This is a genomic window from Synechococcus sp. CCY 9618, from assembly GCF_019038415.1.
Taxonomy (GTDB): Bacteria; Cyanobacteriota; Cyanobacteriia; order PCC-6307; family Cyanobiaceae; genus Cyanobium.
The window spans coordinates 125,873-136,960 of record NZ_JAFKRG010000019.1 but is presented as its reverse complement, the minus strand read 5'-3'; the positions used below and the strand labels follow the sequence as shown (position 1 = coordinate 136,960).

Below are 11,088 nucleotides of genomic sequence, written 5' to 3'. Positions count from 1 at the left end.
CTGGGGTGGGGGCGACGGCAGAGGCTCAGCGGACGGCGGGAGCCGGCACCAAACACCATCTCGGGCCCGCCACCCCTGGGGATGGCGGGCCCACGTCCATACGTCTGTCGACCTGAGGCGGGTCGGGGAGGATCACCGTCGGTAACGCCGGTACCCCGGAGGGTGGCCGGAACAGAAGCGGTACGCATCTGCCTCTGCTGTAGCCTTGGATGCGGGTAAAGCGCAACTATGGCCGTTACGACGGCAACTTTCCGCCCGTCCGAGGACTGCGAAGTAGTGGTCGTTACCAAGAGCTTAAAACTTTTTTTGCGTTTCGACACGCCTTTACAGAAAATTTCCTTACAGGATCCCTGCATCAGGTCGTGATGCCTGTCTCGGAGCGGTTTCTGGCGTTGGTGGGGTACCAGCTCGGCCAGTTTGTCGACTGTCCGGAAGTGCGGTCGCTGGTGGTGTACGTCACCCACCAGGGGGAAGAGGGTCAGCCCAGCCTGATCCCCGTAGGTCACTGGCCCGCCGACGAGCGCTCCCTGCCTCCGGTGGACAGCGTCAGCCGCCTGCGGGTGCCCGCAGAGGAACGGCGCTGGCTGCCGCTGCGGGATGGCCAGCGCCTGCTCGGTGCCCTCCAGGTGGAAACCGTCCGCTACCCCTGGCCCGACCCGCTCGCCCAGCGGCTGCAGGCCGTCGCCCTGGCCCTCAACGAATCCCTGCGGCTGGACCTGGAGGCAAGGGACCTGCGCCAGCGCCTGGCCCAGCGACAGGAGCAGCTGGGGCTGCTGCTCCACCAGCTGCGCAATCCCCTGACCGCCCTGCGCACCTTCGGGCATCTGCTGCTGCGACGCATGGGCCCCGACCACGACAACCGGTCTCTGGTGAAGGGCCTCCTGGCCGAGGAGCGCCAGATCAACCGCTACGTCGATGCCATCAGCGAGCTGGTCCACCCCGACGGCCTGCTCACCGCCTCCGTCTCCCCCCAGCCCCTGCTGCTGCCGCCGTTGCTGAGCGGGCCGGAAGGCCAGCCCCTCTCCCGGCTGCTGGAACCGCTGCTGCAGCGGGCGGAAGCCACGGCGGCCCTGCAGGGCCGCCGCTGGCAGGGGCCTGTCGCCCTGCCCGTCTGGCAGGGCGACAGCGGATCGGTGGCGGAGATCCTGGCCAACCTGCTGGAGAACGCCTTCCGCTACAGCCCCCGGGGCGCCCCCGTGGGGCTGCATGGGACGACGGACGACCAGCTGCTGCAGCTGACGGTCTGGGACGGCGGGCCGAGCATCGCCGCCGCGGAACGGGAGGCGATCTTCGAACGGGGGGTGCGGGGGGAGCGGGGCCAGGACCTGCCCGGCACCGGCCTGGGGCTGGCCCTGGGTCGGGATCTGGCCCGCAGCCTGGGGGGCGATCTGGAGCTGGTGGTGCCGCCGCAACAGCTGGACCCGGCGCTGCCGGAGCAGGGCAATGCCTTCCGGCTCAGCCTGCCGCGCCCGCCATCCGCAGAGCCGCGGCGATGAGCAGCAGCCCCCAGGATTCGGTCCACTCCACACAGGCCCCGTAGGTGTCGCCGCTATGGCCCCCCAGGCGCCGGCCCAGCACCAGAGGAACGACCAGGGCCGGCACCAGACCCACCAGGCCGACGGGTCCGGGCCAGCCCGGCAGTCCCGGCCAGGGCAGCAGCAGCAGCGGCAGCAGCAGCAGGGTGGGACGCAGCTCCACCGCCAGACCGGCCCCGTGGGCACGGTGGAACGCGGCACTGCCCCCGGCCCGCAGATAGGGGAACCAGGCCATGGCAGGCAGGGGGGCCACCCGTCCCCAGACCGCCGCCCAGACCAGCGCCATCGGGGCAGCACCGCCAAGCATCGCCAGGGCCCCGGTGCGCAGCAACAGCAGCAGCACCAGGGCCTGCACGCCGCTCGCCCCCACCCGGCTGTCCTCCATCGCCTCCAGGAAGCGCTCCCCGGCGGCCAGGCCATCGGCGCTGTCCATGGCGCCGTCCATGTGCAGTCCTCCGCTCAGCCAGAGGGCGAAGGCCACCACCAGGGCCACCTGGGCCAGCAGGGGGACCCGGCCTTCGAGCCCCCACCAGAGCAGGCCTTGCAGAGCCCCCAGCACGGCGCCGATCCAGGGGGCGAAGCGGGCGATGCGCTCGAACCGGGGTTCCGGCGCCGGCCAGGCCGGCAGCACCGAGTAGAAGATCCAGGCTCCTGCCAGATCCCGCAGCCATGGTGGGGCGCTCCGGCGGGGCATGGGGAAGGGGCTGCAGCGGCGGAGACCCCGTCCAGCGTCGCAGCCGGCTGGCCCGGCGTCGCGGCAGCCCCGCGTAGCGTCACCGCTGAGCCGGCACGGCGCCATCGCCTTCGACTTCACGATCACGGCCCGCTGCCCGCGCACCCGGGCCCGCTGCGGCTGCTTCCAGACCCCCCACGGCACCGTCAGCACCCCCCGGTTCATGCCGGTGGGCACCGCCGCCACGGTGAAGGGGATCAGCACCCCCCAGCTGGAGCAGACCGGGGCCCGCATGGTCCTGGCCAACACCTTTCACCTGCACCTGCAGCCCGGCGAAGCCGTGGTGGCCGAGGCCGGCGGCCTGCACCGCTTCATGGGCTGGGACGGGCCCCTGCTGACCGACTCGGGCGGCTTCCAGGTGTTCAGCCTCGACGCCATCAACCGGATCGACGACGACGGGGTGGTGTTCCGCTCGCCCCGTGACGGCTCGCGCATCGACCTGACCCCGGAGCGCTCCATGGCCATCCAGCGGGCCCTGGGGGCCGACGTGGCCATGGCCTTCGACCAGTGCCCCCCCTACCCCGCCAGCGAGGCGGCCGTGGCCGAAGCCTGCCGGCGCACCCACCACTGGCTGGAGCGCTGCGTCGCCAGCCACGGTGGTGGTGGCGGCAGCAGCCACCAGGCCCTGTTCGGCATCGTGCAGGGGGGCTGCTTCCCCCACCTGCGCGCCGAATCGGCCCGGGTGGTGGCGGCGATGGACCTGCCCGGCATCGCCGTGGGGGGGGTGAGCGTGGGAGAACCGGTGGAGGAGATGCACCGGGTGGTGCGGCAGCTGGGTCCCCTGCTCCCCGAGGGCCGCCCCCACTACCTGATGGGAGTCGGCAGCCTGCGGGAGATGGCGATCGCCGTGGCCAACGGCTTCGACCTGTTCGACTGCGTGCTGCCGACCCGGCTGGGGCGCCACGGCACCGCCCTGGTGGCTGGGGAGCGCTGGCACCTGCGCAACGCCCGCTTCCGCCACGACCACAGTCCCCTGGATCCCAGCTGCCGCTGCCTGGCCTGCCGGCGGCACAGCCGCAGCTACCTCCACCACCTGTTCCGGAGCGAGGAGCTGCTGGGCCGGACCCTGCTGAGCCTCCACAATCTCACCACCCTGCTGCGCTTCACCACAGCGATGGCGGAGGCCATCGGCCAGGGTTGTTTTGCAGAGGATTTCGCTCCCTGGGAGCCGGGCTCCCCGGCCGCACACACGTGGTAGGTTCCGGCCATCGCAATGGTTCTCCCCCCAGGCATGGTTCTCTCCCTGCTGGCCGGCTCCGCGCCCCACTCCCTCGCCCAGCTGCCCGAGGCCTACCAGGCCTTCGGCCCCCTGGTGGACATCCTGCCGATCATTCCCCTGTTCTTCCTGCTGCTGGCCTTCGTCTGGCAGGCCTCCGTCGGCTTCCGCTGAATCCCCGCTGCCGCCCAACGGCGGCGACGCCTCAGCGGGGTTCCCGCAGCACCGCCCACACGAAGGCCGGCAGCGCCAGCATGCGGCGCCAGCGGCTGGGTTCCTTGACGAGGCGGTAGAGCCACTCGATGTGCAGGGCCCCCATCCAGGCCGGGGCCCTCTTCTTGGTACCCGCCCAGACGTCGAAACTGCCCCCCACCCCCATCCACAGGCCACTGCGGGGCTGGGGCAATCCCTGGATCCAGGTTTCCTGGCGAGGCACCCCCAGGGCCACCAGCACCAGATCCGGACGGGCCTGAAGCAGCTGGCTCTCCAGACCGGGCCAGACCTCGGAGGTCTGGTAGCCATGGACAGTGAAGACCAGCTTCAGGGCTGGCAGATCGTGCATCAGCCTGTCGCGCAGGCGATTCATCACCGCCGGACTCGCCCCCACCAGGGCCACCCGCCAGCCGCAGGAGGCCGCGTGCTCCAGCAGCCGGCGGGCCAGCTCGATCCCCGGGCTGCGGCGGACCCGACGGGACTGGAGCCCCAGGGCCCAGACCACACCGGCCCCGTCGGGGATGACCATCCGAGCGTTCTCGATCGCCGCGCCCAGGGCGGGATCCGCCCGGGCGGCCATGGTCATCTCGGCATTGAGCGTGACGATCTGACCGCCGCCGGCGTCATGGAGGGCCACGGCATCGCGGAACACGTCGTTGCTTACATTCACGGGAATGCCCAGAACACGGGCACGGACCGGCGAAGTCGCGATGGCTGCCATGGAACGGAACGACGGCGGGGAGAATCTATGGCCAGATTCCCCGGTGGCCGGCTCCAGCCCGCCCCGTTCTGAGCGCCCCATGATCACCACGGCGAGTCCTGACGTCCCGGCCCCGGCGGAACGGCCGGTGGCCCCTGCCAGCGAAGCCGAGGCCCGCCTGCTGCTCCAGCGCCTCGACCGCCAGATCGAGCATGTGGTGCTGCGCCGCCAGCATCCGATCACCGGTCTGCTGCCTGCCAGCACCGCCAGCACGGTGCACGGCAACTACGGCGACGCCTGGGTGCGGGACTGTGTGTATTCGATTCAGTGCGTCTGGGGCCTGGCCCTGGCCTACCGGCGGCTGGAGGGCCCCTGTCGCCGTGCCTTCGAACTCGACCAGCGGGTGCTGCAGCTGATGCGGGGACTGCTGCGCTCGATGATGCGCCAGTCAGCCAAGCTGGAGCGCTTCAAGACCAGCCTCGACCGGCTCGACGCGATCCACGCCAAGTTCGAGACCGCCACGGGCGATCCGGTGGTGGCAGACGACGGCTGGGGGCACCTGCAGCTCGACGCCACCGCCCTGTTCCTGCTGCAGCTGGCCCAGCTCACCCGCTCCGGGCTGGTGATTGTCCAGACCAGCCACGAGCGGGACTTCCTCCAGAACCTCGTTTATTACGTGGCCCGCGCCTACCGGGTGGCCGACTACGGCATCTGGGAGCGGGGCGACAAGGGGAACCACGGCCTGCCGGAGCGCAACGCCAGCTCGATCGGGATGGTGAAGGCCGCCCTGGAGACCCTGGTCGGCCTCGATCTCTACGGCCCCCACGGCGACGGCAGCGGCTGCCTGACCATTCCCCATGACGCCATCGTGCGCCTGCGGCGCGCCCTGCGGGGCCTGCTGCCACGGGAATCGGGCAGCAAGGAAGCCGACAGCGCCTGCCTCTCGGTGATCGGCTATCCCGCCTGGGCCGTGGAGGATCCGGCCCTGGTGGAGCGCACCCGGAAGAAGATCCGCAGTGAGCTGGCGGGGTCCTACGGCTACAAGCGCTTTCTCCGCGACGGCCACCAGACGGTGGTGGAAGACGTGACCCGCCTCCATTACGAGCGGGAGGAACTGGCCCAGTTCGAGCACATCGAGTGCGAGTGGCCCCTGTTCCTCGCCTACGAGCTGATCACCGCCTGCTGCGAAGGCCGCTGGAGCGAGGCCCGCCAGTGGCGCCGCAGCCTGGAGGAGCTGAGTGTGATGGTCGACGGGGAAGCCCTGCTGCCGGAGCTCTATCTGGTGCCGGCCAGGCAGATCGAGTCCGAGAGGCGTCAGCCCGGCAGCCAGAAACGGGTTCCCAACGAGAACATTCCCCTGCTCTGGACCCAGAGCCTCACCTGGCTGTCGGATCTGCTGCTGAGCGGCCTGATCACCCCCGACGACCTCGATCCCTGCGGCCGGCGCCACCCGTCCCGCCTGGGCTCCGAGGAGGTGCTGGTGGCCCTGGCGCCCGCCGATGCCACGATCGCCGCGGCCCTGGCTGCCGCCGGTCTGCCGGTGCAGGTGCCGCCCGTCCGGAAGGGCGATGCCCCTGCGGGCGACGAGGCGGGCACCGGAGACGGGACACCCTCCCTGCGCGTGGCCAGCTCCCGCGAACTGGCCCGCCGTCTGGCGACGGTGGGCGCCAACGGTCGGCTGGGCCTGTCCGGCCACCCTGCGGTGCGGATGGAGACCCATGCCACCGCCCGGCTCTATCGCCATGACGGGGAGCTGATCGGTTTCCTGCCGGCGGTGCTGGAGGAGGACACCTTCTATCTGGCCGACGATGCCCATGTGCTTGTGGACACGGTGGTCACCGAGGTGCGGGTGCTGCAGCGCCACTGGCGGGGTTCCGGGACACCGCTGCTGCTGGTGCCGGTCGCCGCCGGACCGTTCCGGCGGGAACCGGAGGCGTTCCTGAACCTCGGCCGCGACCTGGCGCGGGGGATGCTCGGCCCGGTGCCTGTCCGCCTGGTGTCCCTGGAGGAGCTGGTGCCCCTGGCCAGCGTCATCGAACTGCCCCCCCAGGCCCTGGCGGCCTGTGATCTGGTGCCCGACGGCCATACCCTGCTGCCGGCCAGTGCCAGCCACAAGCCCCTCACCGCCCTCCAGGAGCAGGAGCTCGAGGAGGTGCCCCTGACCCATCTGGTCGAGCGGCTCTGGGGCAGCCACTCCCTGGAGGAACAGGCGGAGGTGCTGGAGCTGCTGAGTCGTCGGTTGGGCCCCAACGCCCGGCTGCAGGGGCCCCGCAGCGGCCAGGGCGTGCGCCTCATGGTGCTGCTGGAGGAGGTCTACCGCCGCGCCCTGGTCGACGCCGACTGGAGCGTGGTGCGCCGCGCCGCCGGCGCCATGGGGCTGGTGCACCCCCAGCTCGAGGACGCCCTCACCGATCTGCTGGTGCGGCAGAAGCAGGTGGTGGTGGGTCGCAACTACACCCGCGATTCCCTGCTCACCCGCCCGGAGGGCAGCCTGGCCATCGCGGCGATGATCCGCCGCTTCAGCGGCGAGGACGGCCGGGAATGGATGCTCCAGCAGGAACTTCTGCTGGCCCTCGACGGCCTGGCCCGCTCCGATGTGAACCTGCTCAGCGGCAGCCTGACCCTGCAGCTGGGTCAGCTGCTGCTGCTGCTCACCGGAGAGCTGGCGGCGGAGGCCAATCTCAGGCCCAGCGAGGCCTTCGAGACCCTCTGCGGCCTGCCGCCCCATGCCATCCGACGCCGGCTGGAGACGGTGCTGGCCGATGTGGAACACGCCCGGGCCTCCCTGCAGCGCAAGGAACAGCTGCACCTGCGCGGACGTGTGCGCTGGGAGGTCCCCAATCCCCTGGCCGAACTGCCCAAGGACGGGGGCTGGCTGCAGCACCGGATGCGCCTGGGAGCGCTGCAGCGGGTGCCGAAGGATTTCTACGCGGGCATCTGGGACCTGCTGCACCACTGCCGGGGCATCGTGATCGGCGACAAGCTGGAGCGCCGCAACCGGCTGGCAAGTACCCCCCTGCTGCGGGAGAAAACGCCCGGCGAAAAGAACTTCGCCATCCTGGTGGAGCATCTGCTGAGCAAGATCGAGGCGCCGGAATACCGCCGGCTCTGCATCGAAACCCTGCTCACCCTGATGGCCTTCGTGGCCGCCAACCCCCAGGTGCAGTTCGACGACGATCTCGCCCTCGATGTGGTGATCGGCCACGCGGTCCGGGTGGGCTGGCAACAGCGTCACCCCGAGGTGAGGGCAGCCGATTACGGCCAGCACAAGGCTGAGGCCTGGGATCTCTTCTACGGCTCATCTCCCGCCGACTGCCGCCGCTGGCAACTGCTGGCCCTTCAGGAACTCACCGAAGAGGTGCTGGTGGCCTAGATCGGAGCCTCAAGGGTCATGCACAGGTTGGGCTGCTCGACGCACCGTTCGATCAGGTCGGCAAGTTGCAGGGCCCGCGAGGCCTGCAGACCATCCACCGCAGGAGTTTCCCGGCCGCGCACGCACTGGAGGAAGTGCTCGAGTTCCGCGTAGAGGGGCTCGATCGACGTGGTGCTCACCTCTTCGATGAAGCCATCATTGCGGTAGAGCAGCTCGCCGTGATCGGCGCTGACCGATTCATGGGAACGGCGGTGGATGCGCAGGTTGCGGTTGAGAAAATCCGTTTCCATCAGGCTGCTGCGGCAGTGGGCACTGAGGCTGCGGATCTTGCGGTGGGCCATCTTGCTGGCCGTGAGGCTGGCCACCACGCCGTTGGCGAAGCCGAGGGTGGCGTTGACGTAGTCAATCGGGCCATCGGAGCTGCGGCCGCCAGCCGCAGCGAGCCGCACCACCGGGGAAGCGGCCAGCTCCAGCACCAGGTCGATGTCGTGGATCATCAGGTCGAGCACCACCGACACGTCGTTGGCCCGATCAGCGTTGGGACTGTGGCGGCGCGCTTCGAGAACCACCACCTCCTCATCGGCCACCACCCGGAGCAGCTCCCGGAAAGCGGGGTTGAAGCGCTCGATGTGGCCCACCTGCAGCAGGCGCCCGGCGGTCTCGGCGGCGCGGATCAGGTCGGCGGCCTCCTCCTGGGTGGCGGCGATCGGCTTCTCGATCAGAACGTGCACCCCCGCCTGCAGGCAGGCCATGCCGACCCGGTGGTGGAGCAGGGTGGGAACAGCGATGCAGACGGCCTCCACTTCACCGAGCAGGGCTTCGTAGGTGGGGAACCAGCGGCAGTCGAACTGCTCCACCGCCAGTTTTCCCCTGGCCTCATGGGGATCGGCCACCCCCACCAGCTCCGCATCCCGCAGCAGGCTCAGCACCCGGGCGTGGTGCCAGCCCATGTTGCCGATGCCGATGACACCCACACGCACCGGGTTCATGGCAGGGGCTGAGCAGGTGGGCGCATTATCGATGATCAGGCTCCGTCCATGCTCGAGAGGGTGATCTGGAGCCGCTCGATGCGGGGGCCGTCCATGGTGAGCACGTCGATGCGGACTCCCTGCCAGCGCATTCCCTCGCCCGGGGAGGGGATGTGCTGGAGACGTTCGAGCACGAAGCCGGCCAGGGTGTGGTGGCCCTCCGCTTCAGGCAGCTGCAGACCCAGCTGGCGGTTGAGCTCCACGATCTCCAGGTCCCCCGCCGCCGACCAGCTGCCGTCGACGAGCGGGAAGAGGTCCTGGGCGGTCTCCAGGGGGTCGTCATCTTCACCGACGATCTCGCCGGTGAGGTCGGCGACGCTGACCAGACCCTCGGTTCCCCCGTGCTCATCCACCACCACCAGCAGGGGATGACCACTGCGGATGAGGGGCAGGAGATCAGCAAGCGAGGCGCTCTCCTGCACCTGGGCCAACGGCAGGATCCAGGGGGCCAGGGGGGTCTCCGGTCGCAGCAGGCCGCGGGCGATCGGCTCGGCCAGCCGGCGCAGGTCGAGCATGCCGCGCACGTCATCGAGGGAGCTGCCGATCACCGGAAAGCGGGCGTGCTGGCTGGCATGCACCGACTCCATCATCTCGGCGAAGGTGACCTCCAGCGGCAGGGTGACCATGCCGGAGCGGGGCACCATCACCTCGCGCACCAGGGTGTCCCGCAGGGAAAACACCCCTTCCAGGATGCTGCGCTCGTCGGGCATCAGGCCGGTGACGCCACCACTCTCGATCAGGGTCTCCAGCTCTCCGGCCGAGAGCGCGGGCACCAGCTCATCCCAGTTGCGAGGCAGTCCCAGCAGCCTGAGCAGACCGCCGCTGAGGCGCTCGATCAGGATCAGCAACGGCGCCAGGGTGCGGGTGAGCGATTCCAGCAGCGGCGCCAGCTGAAGGGCCGACACCTCAGGGCGATGCAGCACCCAGGCCTTGGGCAGCAGACCGCCCACCAGGGTGGCCAGCAGGGCCAGCGCCAGGAAGACCGCGGCATCGATCCAGGCCTGTTCGCTCCAGCCCATCCAGCCCGCCACCTGCTCCGCCAGCCCCCGGGCCAGCCAGCCCATGGCCAGCAGGGCCAGCACCAGACCGAGCTGGGTGGCCACCAGCACCCGCCGCAGCCGGTGCTGCAGTCGGGCCACCGAGCGGGCCCCAGGCTCCTCGGCCTCCTCCAACTGCTGCACCCGGCTGGGACGCAGACGAATCAACGCGAACTCCCCGGCGGCAAAGAAGGCCAGCAGGGCCAGCAGGATCGCCAGGACCAGGAAACGCATCGAGGGGGGGTCGTGGCAGCAGGTTAGGCCCCGCCGGCCGGCTCAGCCTTCGCCGCCCTCGCCGCCTTCGCCACCCTCCCCGGCCTCCTGGGGCGCCTTCGCCGGTGCTCCCGCCTCAGGCTGGGCAGGTGCCGGTGAGCTCATGTCGGAACCATTCCCTTCGCCCTCCTTCGGTCCAGGGGGCTGGGCACAGCCCAAGGTGGCCGTGATCAGCCCGGTGGTGACCAGAAAAAGAGCGACGCTGGAACGGGCCATGGCAGGACGCGGAAGCAGCTGCAATCGTGGCGCCGGCCCGCCCCGGCAGCCGATCCGATGCGACCTTGGCAGGTGACCGATCGGACATCGGACGATGCATTTCCGGCTGGAACCGCTGCTGAGCGACGGGCAGGTGGAAGAGCTGCGCCAGGCCCTGCTGGAGGAAGGCACCCCCTGGCGGGACGGCGCGGAAACGGCCGGCTGGCATGCCCGGGGGGTGAAGCGGAACCGCCAGCTGGATCCCCACTCCGATCTGCACCAGACCCTCGCCTCCGCCCTCAGCGGCCATCTCCTGCAGCATCCCCTGCTGCAGGCCGCCGCCCTGCCGGTGCAGCTCCACAACCTGCGTTTCAGCCGCTGCGGCATGGGTGAGGGCTATGGCCGCCACGTGGACAACGCCTACATGGTCGGTGGCCGCTCCGACCTCTCCTTCACCCTGTTCCTGAGCGATCCCGACCGGTACTCGGGGGGAGACCTGGTGCTCGAGGATCCGGGCGGGGAGAGTGCCGTCCGCCTGCCGGCCGGCCATGCCCTGGTGTACCCCAGTTCCCTGCTGCATCGGGTGGAGCCGGTGACCGGAGGCGAACGGCTCGTGGCGGTGGGCTGGATCCAGAGCCGGATCCGCCGGAGCGACCGGCGTGCGCTGCTTTTCGAGCTCGACACCGCCCGCCGGGCCCTGTTCCGGGAGCAGGGCAAGGAAGAGATCTTCGACCTCATCACCCGCAGCTACACCAACCTGCTGAGGATGTGGGGGGAATGAGGGG

Annotated in this window: 10 protein-coding genes; 5 read left to right on the top strand and 5 right to left on the bottom strand. The window is 70.4% G+C overall.

Annotated elements, in window-relative coordinates; translation table 11 throughout:
* The first annotated feature begins 365 nt into the window (after positions 1-365).
* The gene (locus KUG41_RS05770; RefSeq protein WP_216901998.1) at positions 366-1,496 is read left to right on the top strand and encodes a sensor histidine kinase KdpD; all 1,131 of its coding nucleotides are present in this window, start codon (positions 366-368) and stop codon (positions 1,494-1,496) included.
* Here the strand turns inward: KUG41_RS05770 and KUG41_RS05765 are convergent.
* Positions 1,456-2,433: an adenosylcobinamide-GDP ribazoletransferase gene (locus KUG41_RS05765; protein WP_371734043.1), complete on the bottom strand. Its 978-nt coding sequence runs from the start codon at positions 2,431-2,433 to the stop codon at positions 1,456-1,458. The genes KUG41_RS05770 and KUG41_RS05765 overlap by 41 nt on opposite strands.
* Between KUG41_RS05765 and tgt the strand changes: the two genes are divergently transcribed.
* Both tgt and KUG41_RS05755 read left to right on the top strand, forming a co-directional pair.
* Positions 2,333-3,466, top strand: coding sequence for a tRNA guanosine(34) transglycosylase Tgt (gene tgt, locus KUG41_RS05760; RefSeq protein WP_216902036.1), 1,134 nt, complete (start codon positions 2,333-2,335; stop codon positions 3,464-3,466). The two genes, KUG41_RS05765 and tgt, sit on opposite strands and share 101 nt — an antisense overlap.
* A gap of 33 nt (positions 3,467-3,499) precedes the next feature.
* A complete protein-coding gene (locus KUG41_RS05755) occupies positions 3,500-3,658 on the top strand; it encodes a photosystem II reaction center protein K (RefSeq protein WP_216901995.1) in 159 nt (52 codons plus the stop codon).
* Positions 3,659-3,689: 31 nt separating this feature from the next.
* On the opposite strand, the gene KUG41_RS05750 is transcribed toward KUG41_RS05755, so the two are convergent.
* Positions 3,690-4,418, bottom strand: coding sequence for a WecB/TagA/CpsF family glycosyltransferase (locus tag KUG41_RS05750; protein ID WP_216901993.1), 729 nt, complete (start codon positions 4,416-4,418; stop codon positions 3,690-3,692).
* 79 nt (positions 4,419-4,497) lie between these two features.
* On the opposite strand from KUG41_RS05750, the gene KUG41_RS05745 reads away from it, so the two are divergent.
* Positions 4,498-7,770, top strand: a complete 3,273-nt coding sequence (locus tag KUG41_RS05745; protein WP_216901991.1) for a glycoside hydrolase family 15 protein — start codon at positions 4,498-4,500, stop codon at positions 7,768-7,770.
* On the opposite strand, the gene KUG41_RS05740 is transcribed toward KUG41_RS05745, so the two are convergent.
* Genes KUG41_RS05740 through KUG41_RS05730 form a run of 3 tightly spaced genes read right to left on the bottom strand, consistent with a single transcriptional unit; the run spans position 7,767 to position 10,324 of the window.
* Positions 7,767-8,759 (bottom strand): Gfo/Idh/MocA family protein, encoded by a 993-nt coding sequence (locus KUG41_RS05740; RefSeq protein ID WP_216901989.1) that lies wholly within the window; start codon positions 8,757-8,759, stop codon positions 7,767-7,769. The genes KUG41_RS05745 and KUG41_RS05740 overlap by 4 nt on opposite strands.
* 35 nt (positions 8,760-8,794) lie before the next feature.
* The gene (locus KUG41_RS05735; RefSeq protein WP_216901987.1) at positions 8,795-10,069 is read right to left on the bottom strand and encodes a hemolysin family protein; all 1,275 of its coding nucleotides are present in this window, start codon (positions 10,067-10,069) and stop codon (positions 8,795-8,797) included.
* Between the two features lie 42 nt (positions 10,070-10,111).
* Positions 10,112-10,324, bottom strand: coding sequence for a hypothetical protein (locus KUG41_RS05730; protein WP_216901985.1), 213 nt, complete (start codon positions 10,322-10,324; stop codon positions 10,112-10,114).
* A 94-nt stretch (positions 10,325-10,418) separates the two neighbouring features.
* On the opposite strand from KUG41_RS05730, the gene KUG41_RS05725 reads away from it, so the two are divergent.
* The gene (locus tag KUG41_RS05725; protein ID WP_216901983.1) at positions 10,419-11,084 is read left to right on the top strand and encodes a Fe2+-dependent dioxygenase; all 666 of its coding nucleotides are present in this window, start codon (positions 10,419-10,421) and stop codon (positions 11,082-11,084) included.
* Positions 11,085-11,088 lie beyond the last annotated feature (4 nt).